Annotated in this window: 17 protein-coding genes; 5 read left to right on the top strand and 12 right to left on the bottom strand. The window is 36.5% G+C overall.

What is annotated here, in order from left to right; all coding sequences use genetic code 11:
* Window positions 1-93 precede the first annotated feature (93 nt).
* From pta to ACJJVU_RS08025, 3 genes are all read left to right on the top strand, one after another.
* A complete protein-coding gene (gene pta, locus ACJJVU_RS08035; protein WP_405224009.1) occupies window positions 94-2,208 on the top strand; it encodes a phosphate acetyltransferase in 2,115 nt (704 codons plus the stop codon).
* Window positions 2,209-2,214: 6 nt separating this feature from the next.
* The gene (locus tag ACJJVU_RS08030) at window positions 2,215-3,399 is read left to right on the top strand and encodes an acetate/propionate family kinase (protein ID WP_405224007.1); all 1,185 of its coding nucleotides are present in this window, start codon (window positions 2,215-2,217) and stop codon (window positions 3,397-3,399) included.
* 107 nt (window positions 3,400-3,506) lie between these two features.
* Window positions 3,507-3,731, top strand: a complete 225-nt coding sequence (locus ACJJVU_RS08025) for a hypothetical protein (protein WP_405224005.1) — start codon at window positions 3,507-3,509, stop codon at window positions 3,729-3,731.
* A 79-nt stretch (window positions 3,732-3,810) separates the two neighbouring features.
* Here the strand turns inward: ACJJVU_RS08025 and ACJJVU_RS08020 are convergent, their stop codons facing one another.
* The 12 genes from ACJJVU_RS08020 to ACJJVU_RS07965 form a co-directional block, all read right to left on the bottom strand.
* Window positions 3,811-4,464 (bottom strand): hypothetical protein, encoded by a 654-nt coding sequence (locus ACJJVU_RS08020; RefSeq protein ID WP_405224003.1) that lies wholly within the window; start codon window positions 4,462-4,464, stop codon window positions 3,811-3,813.
* An 11-nt stretch (window positions 4,465-4,475) separates the two neighbouring features.
* On the bottom strand, window positions 4,476-4,925 hold the full coding sequence (locus ACJJVU_RS08015; protein ID WP_405224001.1) for a hypothetical protein: 450 nt from the start codon (window positions 4,923-4,925) through the stop codon (window positions 4,476-4,478).
* Between the two features lie 136 nt (window positions 4,926-5,061).
* Window positions 5,062-5,466, bottom strand: a complete 405-nt coding sequence (locus tag ACJJVU_RS08010) for a hypothetical protein (protein ID WP_405223999.1) — start codon at window positions 5,464-5,466, stop codon at window positions 5,062-5,064.
* Between the two features lie 90 nt (window positions 5,467-5,556).
* Window positions 5,557-6,396: a restriction endonuclease gene (locus ACJJVU_RS08005; RefSeq protein ID WP_405223997.1), complete on the bottom strand. Its 840-nt coding sequence runs from the start codon at window positions 6,394-6,396 to the stop codon at window positions 5,557-5,559.
* A gap of 96 nt (window positions 6,397-6,492) precedes the next feature.
* Window positions 6,493-7,344: a universal stress protein gene (locus ACJJVU_RS08000; RefSeq protein WP_405223995.1), complete on the bottom strand. Its 852-nt coding sequence runs from the start codon at window positions 7,342-7,344 to the stop codon at window positions 6,493-6,495.
* A 63-nt stretch (window positions 7,345-7,407) separates the two neighbouring features.
* Window positions 7,408-8,256, bottom strand: coding sequence for a universal stress protein (locus tag ACJJVU_RS07995; protein WP_405223993.1), 849 nt, complete (start codon window positions 8,254-8,256; stop codon window positions 7,408-7,410).
* A 59-nt stretch (window positions 8,257-8,315) separates the two neighbouring features.
* Window positions 8,316-9,161 carry a universal stress protein gene (locus ACJJVU_RS07990; RefSeq protein ID WP_405223991.1) on the bottom strand — a complete coding sequence of 282 codons (846 nt, stop codon included), beginning with the start codon at window positions 9,159-9,161 and terminating at the stop codon, window positions 8,316-8,318.
* Window positions 9,161-10,018: a universal stress protein gene (locus tag ACJJVU_RS07985; RefSeq protein WP_405223989.1), complete on the bottom strand. Its 858-nt coding sequence runs from the start codon at window positions 10,016-10,018 to the stop codon at window positions 9,161-9,163. The genes ACJJVU_RS07990 and ACJJVU_RS07985 overlap by 1 nt, the downstream gene beginning before the upstream one ends.
* Before the next feature lie 11 nt (window positions 10,019-10,029).
* On the bottom strand, window positions 10,030-10,875 hold the full coding sequence (locus tag ACJJVU_RS07980; RefSeq protein ID WP_405223987.1) for a universal stress protein: 846 nt from the start codon (window positions 10,873-10,875) through the stop codon (window positions 10,030-10,032).
* A gap of 75 nt (window positions 10,876-10,950) precedes the next feature.
* Entirely contained in the window at window positions 10,951-11,757 is an 807-nt protein-coding gene (locus ACJJVU_RS07975) for a universal stress protein (protein ID WP_379953265.1), read from the bottom strand.
* Window positions 11,758-11,831: 74 nt separating this feature from the next.
* The gene (locus ACJJVU_RS07970; RefSeq protein ID WP_405223985.1) at window positions 11,832-12,878 is read right to left on the bottom strand and encodes a response regulator; all 1,047 of its coding nucleotides are present in this window, start codon (window positions 12,876-12,878) and stop codon (window positions 11,832-11,834) included.
* A 3-nt stretch (window positions 12,879-12,881) separates the two neighbouring features.
* Entirely contained in the window at window positions 12,882-14,387 is a 1,506-nt protein-coding gene (locus ACJJVU_RS07965) for a PAS domain S-box protein (RefSeq protein ID WP_405223983.1), read from the bottom strand.
* 354 nt (window positions 14,388-14,741) lie between these two features.
* On the opposite strand from ACJJVU_RS07965, the gene ACJJVU_RS07960 reads away from it, so the two are divergent.
* Together ACJJVU_RS07960 and ACJJVU_RS07955 are read left to right on the top strand one after the other, a co-directional pair.
* Window positions 14,742-15,146: a hypothetical protein gene (locus tag ACJJVU_RS07960; RefSeq protein WP_405223981.1), complete on the top strand. Its 405-nt coding sequence runs from the start codon at window positions 14,742-14,744 to the stop codon at window positions 15,144-15,146.
* Window positions 15,147-15,161: 15 nt separating this feature from the next.
* Window positions 15,162-16,046, top strand: coding sequence for a DnaJ C-terminal domain-containing protein (locus ACJJVU_RS07955; RefSeq protein WP_405223979.1), 885 nt, complete (start codon window positions 15,162-15,164; stop codon window positions 16,044-16,046).
* Window positions 16,047-16,048: the final 2 nt, after the last annotated feature.

Below are 16,048 nucleotides of genomic sequence, written 5' to 3'. Positions count from 1 at the left end.
AACAGGAGGAACCTCTGCTATTTATAAGGCATTATGGTACGAGAGTATTATTTTTGTAATGAGACTACTATGCATCTCTCATAATCTTCTACTATGACTTATAAGCCTACTAATAAAGCTATTTATATTACTACCATTGAGCCAGATAGCGGTAAATCTATTGTATCGCTGGGCCTTATGAAGCTATTACTAAGTAAAACTGCCAAAGTAGGTTATTTTAGACCTATTATAGATGATTGCCTACCTGGCGAGATAGATAACCATATCAATACCATAACCTCTTATTTTAACCTTGATCTGGCTTTTGAAGATGCCTACGCATTTCAGCGCACAGAGGTCTTACGCAAGAAAAATCAAAACCAAGAGGATGAAATTATAAGTAGGATTATAGAGAAGTATAAAGCGCTCGAAGAACGTTTTGACTATGTCCTCATTGAAGGCACAAGCTTTACAGGTGAAGGTTCTTTAATAGAATTTGACATTAACGTACTCATAGCAAAAAACCTAGGTGTACCAGCGATAATTCTAGCTAGTGGCAAAGGAAAACCTCTTGAAGAACTCGTAGGAGGTTTACAGATTGCCTATGACTCTTTTAGAGATAAAGGCGTTGAGGTGCTCTCTGTTATAGCAAATAAAGTTGCCATAGAAAATAGAGAGCTTGTCATCACAGCCCTGCAAAAGAAACTGCCACCATCGGTTATTGTAAATGCTATCCCGCTTAATCCTATTCTTGCAAATCCGTCTATAAAAGAGATTGTAGATGCACTGGATGCAACGGTACTTTTTGGTAAGGATTACTTAAACAATCAAGCGGGCTATTTTAGCGTAGGTGCAATGCAATTGCGCAATTATCTCACCCACTTAAAAAAAGATGGCCTAGTCATTACTCCAGGAGATAGAGCAGATATTATACTAGGCGCATTACAAGCAAATATTTCGGCAAACTATCCTTCTATATCGGGTATTGTACTCACGGGAGGCTTGGTTCCAGAAGATTCTATTAATAAACTCATTGAAGGACTTTCTGATGTAGTACCTATCATCTCTGTACAAGGAGGTACATTCTCGGTGACCAATACCATAGGTGATATTAAATCTCAAATCTATGCTGCAAATACGCAAAAGATAGAGACCTCTGTAAAAGATTTTGAAAACTACGTCCTCGTAGACGAGCTCGTAGAACGACTTATCACGTTCAAAACAGCTGGTATCACGCCTAGAATGTTTCAATACAACTTATTGAAAAAGGCCACCTCACACAAAAAGCATATCGTTTTACCAGAAGGAACAGACGAGCGCATTTTAAGAGCTACAAAGCAGCTCACAGACATTGATGCGGTAAAGATTACACTTCTAGGGGATAGAAAACAAATTGCAGAAAAAGTGGCGGCTTTAGATATTGGACTAGATCTAGATCGCGTTACTATTGTGAATCCAGCGGAGAGTGTAGATTTTGACGCTTTCGCGAAAGCGTTATACGAACTACGTAAACATAAGAATGTAAATCTTGCTATGGCAAGAGATCTTATGGAAGATGTCTCTTACTACGGCACCATGATGGTCTATCAAGGAAAAGCCGACGGAATGGTTTCTGGAGCCGTACATACCACACAACACACCATAAGACCAGCACTACAATTTATTAAGACAAAACCAGATGCCTCTATTGTATCTTCTGTATTCTTTATGTGTCTAGAAGATCGCGTGTCTGTATACGGTGATTGTGCCATTAATCCTAACCCAACTGCCCAACAGCTTGCCGAAATCGCCATCTCATCTGCAGCTACGAGTAAGGCGTTTGGTATTGAGCCTAAGATTGCAATGCTCTCCTACTCTTCTGGAACATCTGGTGTGGGTGAAGATGTAGAGCGTGTGCGCCAAGCAACTGCTATTATAAAATCACAAAGACCAGACCTTAAAGTAGAAGGTCCTATACAATATGATGCCGCAGTAGATATTAAAGTAGGTAAGGCAAAAATGCCAGATTCTGAAGTTGCAGGACAGGCTAACGTCTTTATTTTTCCAGATTTAAACACTGGGAATAACACGTATAAAGCAGTGCAGAGAGAAACTAAAGCACTGGCCATAGGTCCTATTATTCAAGGATTAAACAAGCCTGTAAATGACTTAAGTAGAGGTTGTACCGTAGACGATATTTTTAATACTGTGATTGTAACAGCAATCCAAGCACAAGAAGAATTAACATAAGATAGTATGTACATATTAGTAATAAACGCAGGAAGTTCTTCTATAAAATTTCAACTATTAAACATGCCTTCTCAAGAAGTTGTGTGTACAGGTTTACTGGAACGCATAGGAGAAGAAGATGCAGTACTTTCATTTAAAACCGCCACGGTTAAGCTCAAACTTGTACAAGCAATTAAAACGCATAATGAAGGTTTTGAAAAAATTATAGCGCTTTTACTAGATATAGAAAAAGGTGTTATCAAACATATAGATGAAATACACGCCGTAGGACATCGAGTTGTGCATGGAGGAACTTCATTTTCTAACATTACCTTAATCACGCCTGATGTAAAAAGAGAGATAGAAAAATTTGCTCCACTTGCTCCTTTACACAATCCTAAAAATCTTCAAGGAATAGAACTCGCCGAAGCGCTTTTTACAGCATCAAAACAAGTTGCCGTTTTTGACACTGCTTTTCATCAAACGCTACCTGAAAAGGCTAAGCGTTATGCAATACCATCTAAATTCTACACAGATTATCATGTACAGATCTATGGCTTTCATGGTACTAGTCATAAATACGTTTCAGAAAAAGCAATAGCTTACCTGAAACTCAAACAGTCAAAAATCTTATCGATTCACTTAGGTAATGGATGTAGCATGACTGCTATTGTAAATGGTAAAAGTGTTGACCATAGCTTAGGATTTGCACCTTCTAACGGACTTATTATGGGCTCCCGTAGTGGCGATATAGATCACGCGATTATCTTTTATCTAGTACATAACTTAGGTTACAAGCTTGAGACTGTAGAGCGCCTACTTACCAAAGAAAGCGGTATGCTAGGTATTACAGGTTTTACAGATTTAAGGGACATACAAAGAGAAGCTGCACAAGGAAATGCAGACTGCATACTTGCGTTAGAAATGAATGCTTACCGCATTAAGAAATACATAGGGGCTTATACTGCTGCCATGAATGGCATCGATGCTATCATATTTACCGCAGGCATAGGTGAGAACTCAAGCCTGATTAGGAAAATGGTATGCTCAGATATGGACTACCTAGGTATCACGATGGATGATCAAAAAAATGAGGCCTCATCTAGTACACTTAGGGAAATCAATAGTAATAGTAGTACTGTAAAAATACTAGTAATCCCTACAAACGAGGAACTGGAGATTGCTAAGCAAACGTATGAGTTGCTATCATAAGTGACACTATTTATATAGTACACGTGAAGGATTATTACTTATTAAGAATATGTATGCTCATTTTTAAATGGTTACAATAATTATTATCTTTAGTAGAAAAGATAACTATGAAAATTACAGCAATGCACTGGGTAGCGATCACTACCCTACTTTTGATTACAGTCAACATTTTTGCAACAATGAATCTAGCTTTTAACTGGGTATTTTATATCACCATGCTAGGTCAAGCATCTGTGGTTGTAATGGTTTACAAAGTTCTTAAAGACAACTATGTTACTGATAAAACTTTTGAGGATAGGTATGAAGACTTTCCGCAACGAGAACGTTCTTAAAGTTTAAAAGTTTTATAAAAATTACGCTAGCAACTTGTGGTACTAAAATCGCAGGTTGCTAGCGTTATAAATTATACACTTAATAATCTACAGGTCCTATTATTAATAATTCTTGTTCTTCAAGCGCCCATACTAACATGCTTATATAATCTTTAATCGCCTTACGGTCGTTATCTGGCTCTGTAACATCTATAGATCCTTTCCAGATAATCTCACGCTCCTTGGTCGGGCAGATGCAGTACAGTGCACTCTCTGCATGATAGACTGTATACTTTTGCATCTCTTCATCCTCCACATAAATTCCTTGATGTGCAAAATAATCATCTTCAAAACCATTTACACTTTTATCCCAGTTGCGATAAGACTGTACTAGCGTCACCTTATCCTCTGCCCCTAGCACTTTTGAAACTAGAATAGCGTCAAATCCTTCTGAGAGCATGGCTCTCTCAAGATCTCCTAACTCTTCTTCTGTGCGCGGTCTAGAGGTGAATTCTGGATTAAAAAAAGCATCACTTCCTACCGCGTTAACTCCTTTATCTTTAAGAAGATCTACTAATCGTTTTTCAAACAGTTTTCGGTTTTTTACATCGCTGGTCATTGCAAGCACAAGCACTTTCTCTGCTTGAAAAACATCGATATCTGGATTTTTCCAATTTTCAATAAGCTCTGAGCTGTTACAACTTTGCAACAGACTTATTATACATATACTCACACACACTAATAATATTCTCATCTTAATACGTTTTAAGCTATTATTTTGCTTTTGCTTTTTACAAAGACAGACTTCATCGTTTTAAATATCTCCTCTTTTAAGAGTTTGTACTTATCTTGATAGTCACCCATTTTGAGTTCTAGCAAGATATGGGCATCTTGAAAAGTGCGCTCCTTCTGGAACTCATCTTTACCATCCATAAGGACTTTTACCTCGTTTAAATGCTCTGTAATACGTTTAATTAATTTTGGAACTTCTTTTATAAAAGCATCAAGCTCTACGGCGAGATGTCTTGCATATTCAAAGCTTGTTTCAGAAAGTAGTTGCAGGGTATGCTCGGTTAAAAGCTCTCCTAAGAAAGCTTGCTCAACAGCTATAAATTCCACTTGTGATTTCCAGAGTAGTGTGACATCATGTATGGCTTGAGCATCATTCCACTCAAGATATTTAAACTTATACTGATTAAAAAATGGATGTTTCATAATAACTATGAGGTTTTGATATTGTTGAGAATACGCTTTCGCGAAAGCAAAGAAAAACCACTCCTGATTCCCCTCTAACCAGGAGGTGGCTCTTCATGTAATCTCCAATTAATATGAAGATTTATATGTTTATACTTTATTTCTTTTTTGTCTTAAGAATATTACCACAGTAGTTAAAAATCTCACTTTTGGTTTTATTGTAAGAATCAATAAATTGTCTGTATTGCTCTTTAATTGTCAAGTGTTTTTCTTGAAAAAACACATCACAAGAAACGGTGTCGCACTCTAGCATGCCGCTTAGTTCTGCATCATGTTTTACAAGTAAAACCTCAATACTCTTGAGTAATACTTTGATTTTAGAAACTTCGATTTTGTAATGCTCTAAACGCTCAAAAAGATTAGGTGAACTAGGTTCAAAAATGTAAGAATGTGTCAGATTTTCTATAAACTGAATTTCGTCGCTTGCGAGTGCAACATTAGATTTCCAGACCTTAACATCTTGATGAAACTGGTCTATTGTGAGTGGGAGTGTCGATTCCATACTAAAAGAGTTTTACGTGTTAACTAGTTTAAAAATAGCGCAGTAGAGCTACCTAAACTATGATAATTATCAGCTATCGAGCAGTATTTATTACTCACTTACATTGCACAGAAATTGAATATCCTTTAAAATTTTTGACTTCCTAGTCTCCGAAATTCCTAGATGATCGAGGTAAAAGCTATCACCTAGTAATTGCTTACAAAGCACAACATCTCTACCAAGTAAAAAGTTTTTTTCTCGTTTTGTAAGAAGTGTAGAAACGGTAATGGGATATAATCCTAAGCTGTCTATACGGTCTTTAAGTCCGTTATCTTTAGGATAATCCCAACTTAATAAAGTAAGACCTGCGCAGGTACCATAATCTATAGCATCTTTTGTAAAACGAGTGTTTGTAACTACCCATCCTTCAGTACTTATAGCTCCTTTAATTTTGGTCTCAGCAATAATATCACTGTATCTCGCATGAATATAAAGCGGCACTTTTACATTACAGTTACGCCCTTCTTCACCGTGAAATTTACACTCTACATAAACCGTTATGTTTTCTTTACTTGCCACCACATCCACTTCATGCTGTACGCATTTTCCATCCACAAGAACTCCTACTTCTGTGTCATAACCACTATGCTTTAACACCTGCCCTATAAATTTTTCAAAGGGAAAGCCTGTAGGCCCAAATTCATAAATGGCTTTCTTTAATTTATATTTTGACGCAAAAACAGATTTCTTTTTTTTGAGCAGCGCAAAGGCTCTATTGTAAATTTCATTGGTAGATATGCCTTGATAAAGCTCATCGCGAACTATATTAAGAATGTGACTTACGTCATTTTCTCCAGCGCCGCTGCGATGTAAAGAGGCTTTCAGTTTTTCTAGTGAAAAATCTACTTTTTCACCAGAGGACTTTTTGACTTGGATAGACTTTTTAATCACGAGTAAATCTGGGTTTATGTTATCAATTTATTTTGCAACTACGTAGTTTTCTAAATAGTGCAATTACGCTTTCGCGAAAGCGTACTAATCACACCATTAATTGCGTAAATCATGCATCACTAATAAAGGCACTTTGCTGAACATACCGAGCTCCTTGATCATAGGTGTGGTAAAAACACTTCCAAAAAAGGCATGCTTTCTATTAATGATAGCAACCATATCGCTATCACGACTCTCTACAAAATTTCTCACACCAATAGTAGCATCCACTCCACTCAGATGGTGGAAACTAAAGGATGCATCTTCTAGACACTCTGCAAGCAACTCTTTATTTGCTTCTTGTTGTTTACTCAGTTCTTCATCTGGATTTACATAAAGCACACAGATATTTGCGTCTTGAAGGTTTGCAATTGTTGTGAGATTGCTGAGCTCTTTGCGTTTATAATGAGTTTTATATCCTGTAGGCATTACAATCTCTTTGAGACTGGCTACTCGTACATCGAGAGGCACTCCCATCACAGGGCAATTGCGTAGTTTTTCCATCGCGAGAATGGTACTTGTACCAAAAAGAGCTCCCCTACTATTACTTGCTCCTTTAGTACCCATCACCACTAACTCTATGTCTCGTTGCTCAATTATAGCTTCCATCACCTCCATAAGACCACCAAACTTTGTGATGATTTCATACTCATGCTTAGGGTTAGTATCCCTGAATTCTATCATACTCACCAGCTTGTCCATGTGCTTCTCTGATGACGTTTTTGCACTTTCATACGATGGTGTTCCAGGTTCTGGAACCATCAAATCGCCTAAGTTGTAACCTTTAGTTCTATAGGTATTGAGAACAATGAAAGAACATTCTTCATGCTTAAAAAGATCGGCTGCATAGGTGAGCGCGTTCCAAGCATTTTTTGAGAAATCTGTAGGTATTAGAATCTTCTTTTTCATCGTGTAAGTGTTTGATTATTAATTAAAAATACGGGAGTACTATTGTATAAACTATGATATATATCAGAATGATTCTGGTAATATGAGTAAAGGTATTTCTGAGTGAAAGCTTAATTTATCTACAAACGATTTATTAAAAAGTTTCTTTAAAAAGCCACTTTTATGGTACATCAACACTAGTAAATTGATATCATGTTCATTAATAAAAACGCCTAGTGCATCTTCCATCTTAGTTGTACTAGACAACCAGTGCGTAGTATAAGAGACGTCTTCCAGTTTGTGCTTAAGTTTTCTATAATTAGTCTCCACAGTTTGACCTGGGCTCATTTGATTATAAATATGTGTGATGTACAACTTAGATTTATGAGTTCTTATGATTTCCTTTATAATCTCTAGTGGATACTGAGCATAATCAATTTTAAGATCTGTAGCATAAGCAACCTTTGTAGGCGCTTGAAAAGTGGCGCTTTGAGGCACTACAAACACAGGCACAGGCTTTATTTTCTTAATTAGTTTTACCGTTTGGCTTCCTAGAAATACTTCTCGCATTCCTGAGGAGCCTTTAGTCCCCATCACCACTAGATCTATGTTTGAATTTATGATAAGCTTATTTACTATTTTGTATAAAGGCTGTGCGCTCGTTACCATATCAATAACAAGAGAAATGCCTTCACTATCAAGAGTTATTTCATGCTTCAACGTATCAAGCTTATCAAAAGCTGCACGTTCTAACTCATCATATAATTGCTCATTTCTACCTATATCTATACGACTCGTATTGGTTGAAAATAAATTTTCAAAAGAGTGTACTAGCGTTATTATGCATTCCTCATTAGGATACAATCTAGTTGCATAAAATAATGCGTTGTAAGCGTTCTCAGAAAAATCTGTGGGTACTAGTATGTGTGCCATTTTCATAAGTTTTATACCTCTAAACTAGTGAGAGATACACTCTTATTCTATGACAATAATCAGTTATGGCTGGGAAGTATAAGAAATGGTAGTGTAGTGTGGAATGTCATCTTCTTTATAACAGGCTCGCGCATGAGACTTTCAAAAAATGTTTTAGGATAATCAATCATCACAAGTAAATCTATGTTGAGTTCATCATCAAACACATTTATACAATTTTCTAATGATGAAAACTCAGGGACTGTATGAAATCGATAATCTACCCCTGAAAGTAAGTCTTCTAGTTGTTGTAAATGATCTTTTTTTACTTGAGTAATCTTTGGTTTTTCATATACCTCTACCATGCGCACCGTTGCTTTCCATAACCTAGTAAGCACGATAAGTGGTTGTAAATCCTCATGGCTATACGCTCTTGCAAAATCTGTTGCAAAGCCTATGTTGTCTGGATCATTAAATACAGCATTTTCTGGAATAACAAGTAGCGGTATTTTTTTGTGAAGTGCTACTATGCTATGGGTCGTACTACCCATAAAAACTTCTTTAAGTCCAGATGCTCCACTGGTTCCCATCACTATATAATCATACGCGTTTTCCTCTAGCGCTGCAATACCATCCTTAAGGTGGCCAGAGTAACTTGCCGTTTTGTAAAAGAAAGTCGTACTCTTATCTTTACTTAGAATTTCTGATAGAAATACAGATAAGCGCACTTCTGACTCGTCTTTTAAATCCCTATAGATCTTAGAAAGTGCGAGCGGACTTTTATTTCCTAATAATTGTAATGCAGATGGCTCATAAGCATGATATAATGTAAACGTCACTTTTTCTCCTTTAAAAAGCTGCTGCCCATAAGTGAATGCATTCAATGCATGCTTAGAGAAATCTGTAGGTACTAAAACACGTATCATTATATAGCGGTATTAACGGGTGGTAAAATCATAAAAGGAAGGGCTGCATGATGGACAATCTTATTTACAACAGGTGTAAACAATAGATTCTCAAAAAAGCTATGCTTATTGTGCACGAGTACTAGTAAATCTATCGAATGCTTAGACTGAAAATCTTCAACCGCTTCTAGCACAGTCATGCCATCTGCTATTTCATTTATATGTGCATCGCGCTCAAAATATGTATCAAGGCTCTCTTTATTTTCAAGCTGTTCTTCATCTAGTGAAAGACCAAAGTAAGCGTTTAAAAAAATGAGCCTAGATATATGTTTTCTACAAAGCTCCTCTAGAAGTGAAAGTCCCTTTTGATGGGTTCCAGTGCGATAATCTGTAGCAAACAGAATATCCTTGAGGGCTTTATAAGTATAGCCCTCTGGTACGCCTATTACAGGCACTTTTGCATCTTTTACAACATGCATTGTTTGAGAACCTATAAAAACTTCTTTAAGTCCAGATGCTCCACTGGTTCCCATAACGATGGCGTCAATGTTTGAAGTTGTAACAATCTCATCTATTTCCAGTGTTAATACATTATAGCTTGCTATTGGAGTAAATATATGTTTACTGTTTGGGTAGGCATATTTTACTTTATCTATAATAGTCTCGAGTCGCTCTAAAGAGTTGTTTTTATAAATCTCACCTAAGTCTATATTAAGCGCTGTATGATTATCGTAAATAGTGCTTGTGTATAAAGCAACAGGTGTGTAAGTATTCAACACATAAAAAGTACATGCATCGTTTATAAATAACTGCACTGCATACTCAAGTGCGTTATATGAAGCATTAGAAAAGTCTGTAGGTATTAATATATGTTTCATAAAGTGATGGTTTAGCGTGAGAGATTCTGTAAAATTAAAAATGGGATTTTGGTATTAAGACCTACTGTATCAATGGTCGATGTATGTAACAATGTTTCCATATAGGTATGCTTTGAGTTTACTAGCACCACCATGTCAATCTTATTGCTACTTATGTGCTCATTTATAATTTGAGCTATATCTCCTTCGTCATGACGTGTGTAGGTTTGTTCGCTTTCGCGAAAGCGGTATTCCCAACCACTCTTGACATCTTCTTGTCTAAGGGATAATCTATCAAAGTTTGAGATATATAGTAAGTGCAACTCAGAACGAAAGCTCTTTGCCATACAGCTTATGAGCTTTAACTCTCTATTTTTATAAGGGATCAACAATTCTGATGGGAATAAAATACGCTCTGGTCGCTCATAATTGTACCCTAAAGGAATTCCTAATACTGGGCATTTCACATATTTTACAACTTGTAATGTGTTGCTACCATAAGTGATATTACGATTTGCAGTCTTACCTTGAGAACCCATTATTACCAGATCTGCATTCTCACTATTTACAAGACTATTAACCTCATCTACCAAGGTTCCAAATATCGCAAGAGATTCCACCTCATGTCTCGGATTAGGCTCTAGACCCATAGCTTGCTCTAAAACTAAGGCAAGAGATGCTTCTGTTTCTTTGTGTTTAACTGCTTTATATTCTTCTAGAATATCTCTTGAGAGAACCTCTTTATTCTCATAAACTTCATCTGCATAGGTATGAACTAATATGAATTTACTTTTTTCATATTTAAAATACTGTTGCGCACAGCGAAGTGCGTTAAAAGCATTTTCTGAAAAATCTGTGGGTATGATGATAACTCTCATAGTAGCAAGTATTTATTGATACTCAAAACTAGAAACTTAACACTCTGTAAACTATGACTTTTATCAGCTCGCCAGTTATTCGTGTACTATTAGAAACGGGATGTTTTTGTGATAATCTTTCTCTTCTGAAAGGGCTGGAGAAAAAAGCACATTCTCAGACAGGTTTATATTTTTTGCAAATAAAACCACTAGGTCTACCTGCTGCACATCTACAAAAAATTGCAAAGCCTCATCCATTGTTCTTTCCATTACAAAATGAAAACTGTGTGGTATGTCATGAAAAGAAGTCTGCAGGAAGGTTTTATTAGTTTGCTGTGTTTCACTAAGCGCATTACCTGTTTTTGATAATTGTAGAATATTGAGGTGTGCACTTGTGCGCTTTATAAAATTATTAATCACAGAAGTGGGCTCTGCCCTATGGTTAAAATTATAATCTGTAATTAAAACTACCTGCTCTGGACTTTTACAGTGAAACTCTCTAGGCACGATAAGTACAGGGCATTTTAAGCGTGTGATTACTTCTCGCACATGACTTCCTTTAAGTACATCGCAAAATATATTTGGGTAGCTAGTACTCATCACAATGAGATCTATGTGATTATCTGCAACTGCTTTACGCATACCACCTATAAAATCACTTTTCCATCTGAGGGGTTCAATAGTTTGTCCTCCAGCTATTACTTTGTCTAATTTCTTTATCCAAGAAGTAAGTTGCTGTGTGGGAGGTTCGCAAATAGTTGCCTCTCTATCTGTACTGTAATCAAGCTCTTCAGAAAAGAAAAGATAAAAGCGAACTCTCGGACTTTTATATAAGTTTATTGCACATAAGGCTGTGTTCCATGACTGGCTTGAAAAATCTACAGGTATAAGAATATGCTTCATGAGTACTATATATAATAGCACAAATGTATTTTACTGTTGAGCCATAAAATATGACAAAAGTCAGTTTACACGATTTAGTCTATCATCTCAAGTCCTTCCACATCAATCAACCTGATGTTGCGCCCTTCTATTTCAATAAGACCTTCTTTTTTAAAACCAGATAGTGTTCTTATTAAACTTTCTGTAGCGATACCTGCCACACTTGCTAGATCATTACGTGCAATTTTAATTCCTTCTTCTGGCTTTTTATTAAGAATTACAGCAAACTGTAAAATGGTTTGCGCTGTCTTTTTGCGCACAGAGCTGTATGCCATTTGTAATAATTGTCCTTTAATCTCTGCAAGGTTATCTGTAAGAAGTTCCATTAACTCTAAGGATACATTCTTACTTTTTTCAAGCACTTCTTTTAGTTCGTTTTTACTCACTCCTACAACAATAGTATCTTCTATAGCCGTAGCAGACTCGAGGTAAGCTATGTTATCAATAAATGAGGTAAAACCAAGAAAATCATCTGCTTTTAAAAGTCCGGTGATAAGTTCCTTTCCACTTTCATCCATCTTATGTGTTTTTACCACACCTTTGAGGATGAGGTAAATCATGTTAGAATGTTCTCCTTCCTTATAGATTAATGCGCCTTTATTAAAGCTTAACTCTCCACCCTCGTCATCAAAAAAGTTTTTAAGCTCATTGAGACTACGCAGTGAGTCTTCCTCCTTTGCTACTGGTTCTTCTTTTAATATGTTATTAAGTATCGTTGCCTTTGCAATTCTGCTTTCTATGGCACTTATAAGTTCTTCTTCTTCAAAAGGTTTTGTAAGATAATCATCTGCTCCCATATCCATTCCTTTTCTAATTTCCTTGTGCTCTGTCTTAGCCGAAAGAAAAATAAATGGAATATGACTTGTACTAGGGTTACTAGATAGTGCTTCTAGTACTCCATAACCGTCTACCTCAGGCATCATGATATCGCAAACTACTATTTGTGGTGGGTTTGCTATAGCTAGGTCAATACCTATGCGACCATTAGGAGCCGTCGTAACCTCATAGTTAGAAAGCTCTAGAAGTTCTGCTGTATTCTCACGCAGCGCCATATCATCCTCTATTAAAAGTACTTTTTTCATAATCTATGTGATTGGTATTGTAACTGTAAATGTAGAACCTTCATTATGTTTACTTTCAAAACTAATAGAAGCTCCAAGGTTTTCTAAATGCGTCTTGACAATGTTAAGTCCTATCCCTGTTCCTGCATTTAACAATGCATTTTCTGCTCTAAAATATCGATTAAAAATAAATTTTTGCTCGTGTTCTGGTATCCCTATTCCTTGATCAATAATCTTAATCTCGAGTCCTTGCTCATTCTTTTTGAGTTGGATATCTACTATCGTGCCTTCAGATGAATATTTGATGGCGTTATAAATTAAATTGCTCAACACGAGCTCCATAATTTTCTCATCAAAATTAATAATAAACTCATCTGCATCTGTGGGATACTTAATATGCTGGCCATCTTTAAGGTGCATGTTTGCATCATAAATTACCTCGTTAAGCACTTTGCTAAGTGGGAACGTCGTGTATGCATAATTAGTTTTTCCAGTTTCTAACCTCTCGATAGATAGAAAATCATCTATAATAGTATTGAGATACTTAACCTTATTCTGTATCGTGGTAAGGTGCTTTACTCTTTTATCTTGTTGCTCTTCTGTTGTATACTTTCCTGCGAGTGTCGCCGAAGTTAAAATACCACTCAATGGTGTTTTAAACTCATGAGAAACAAGAGACAAAAACTTTGTTTTTAGTTCGTTGAGTTCTATTTCTGTTTGCAAGGCTTCTTCTAGCTGATGTGTGCGTTCCTCTACAGTCCTCTCAAGTCTATCTGTATAATTTACACGCTCTGTAATATCAAGAATAATGGCAACAAGCGTATTAGTATCGTCAGCGTTTGAAGGTTGTAAGTGTATCTCTACTGGGTAATGACTACCGTCCTTGCGCTCGTGCGTGGTTTTAAAAATTAACTTCTTCTCTACTCCATTGAGTAATGGAGCGATATAATCACGAAACTGAGTTTGTGTAAACTCTGGCTTTATATCAACAGGAGTCATTGAGATGAGCTCATCAAGTGTGTATCCTATATTTTCTTGCGCTCCTAGATTTGCATTGATAAACTTTAGACTTGTTGCATCAAAAATAAAAATCTCATTGAGCGACTCATTAAAAATGTTTGCCCATTGTCTAAGTTCCTTTTCTGCGTTTTTACGCACGGTAATATCTGTTACCAGTGCCATTACATAATTCTTATTATGCAGTACAAAAGGATTGAGACCCGCTTCTACCGGAACTTGCCGTCCATCTTTGCACTGTCCAAATAAATCACGCCCCATACCCATCTCGCGCTTATCACTGTGATTCATAAACTTGTCAAAATGACCCCCGTGCCTCTTATGGAAGCGCATAGGAATAAGTGTGTCTAGTGGCTTGCCTTCTAGCTCCTTCTTTTCATAGCCAAAAATGTCGCGAGCAGATTGATTTGTTGCTACAATCATCTGGTCTGCATTTACAACTACAATCCCTTCTGACGCTCCTTCAAAGAGAATCATAAAAGCTTCTTCAATACTTTCTTCAAAAAATTCCATACCCCTAAAAGTACAAGAATAATAGAGTATGAAGTAATGAAACTAGAAATTAATACACACCAAAAACAAAATCGGATTTGCGACTTATTAAGAAACTTGCACACCTCATTTTAAAGGCACTTTACTATAACTATTTACAGAGCATAATTATAATGTTTTACGCTTTCGCGAAAGCTTACTTATACTATTACATAAAGAGAGCAATTTCTTGTCTTGGTAATGTGCTGTCTAGTGCTCGTGGGTATAACTTTTAATACCCTATAAACTTGAGAATAAAAGCAAGATATGCCTATGATAAATATCATAGACTACACCGTTTCAAGGACTTAATTTGCAGATGTAAATACTATCCTTATGGCTCTTACTAACAAAAAAGACAACTTATTTTATCACCAGCTAGGAAAACTCTTTTATGCTGTTGCCGCAGCAGATAATGTTGTAAAAGATGAGGAGTTTTCTAGGCTCAAATCGTGTATTCATGATTACTGGCTAGATCTTGATGATCTGGAGGATGCCTTTGGCTCTGATGCTGCCTATCTTATAGAGATTGTTTTTGAAGGTGTAGAAGCTTTTAATGAAGATCCTCAAGATATGTATGATGCTTTTATTACCTATAGAAATAAACAGCCACAGTTTTTCACACTAGAAGTTAAGAACATCATTCTACAAACAGCATGGACAATTGCGCGAGCATTTTCTGGCGTTAATAAATCTGAACTTGTCATGCTAGGCAAATTAGAAATGGCGCTCTCACATTAATATATTTTCTTAAAGATGCAATTTATAGATTACTATAAGATACTAGGTATTAGCAAAAGTGCAAGCGAAGCAGATATCAAAAAAGCATATCGTAAACTCGCACGCAAATACCATCCTGACCTCAATCCTAATGATAAAGAGGCAGAACATAAGTTTAAGGAAATAAACGAGGCAAATGAAGTTTTAAGCCATCCTGAAAATCGTAAAAAATACGATCAATACGGTGAAAACTGGAAAGATGCAGAGGCTTATGAAAAAGCTAGTAAGCAACGTAATAGCCAGCAATCACGACAGCAATATCAAAGATATTCTGGAGGTGGTGAAGAGGACTTTTCAGACTTTTTTGAAAAAATGTTTGGAGGTGCTGGAAGACAGCAACAGCGAGCCACTTATCGTGGGCAAGATGTGCAAGCAGAGTTGCATCTCAACTTAATGGACGTGTTTAAAACCACAAAGCGTACCCTCACTGTAAATGGTAAAAACTTAAGAATTACCATACCTGCCGGTGTAGAACATGGTCAAACCATTAAGATCAAGAATCATGGTGGTAAAAGTCCTAATAACGGTCCTAAAGGGGATTTGTATATCACTTTTGCAATTACAAATAACACTCCTTTTCATCGCGAAAAAGCAGATTTATTTATTACACATAACATCCCGCTCACCACGGCTGTACTAGGTGGAGATATTCAGATAAAAACTTTAGACAGTACCGTAAAGCTCAAGGTGAAACCTGGTACTCAAAATGGCACCAAAGTAAAACTTAGCGGAAAAGGATTTCCCGTTTATAAAAAGGATGACACCTTCGGAAACTTGTTTGTGACTTATCAAATCACCATACCTACTACCCTTACTCCAGCACAAAAAGAGCTTTATAAACAACTTGCAGCACTTGATTAATT

The organism is Dokdonia sp. Asnod1-B02 (assembly GCF_045063955.1).
Taxonomy (GTDB): Bacteria; Bacteroidota; Bacteroidia; order Flavobacteriales; family Flavobacteriaceae; genus Dokdonia.
Note: the sequence above shows the minus strand (reverse complement) of the source record. Positions and strands in the feature narration are given on the sequence as shown.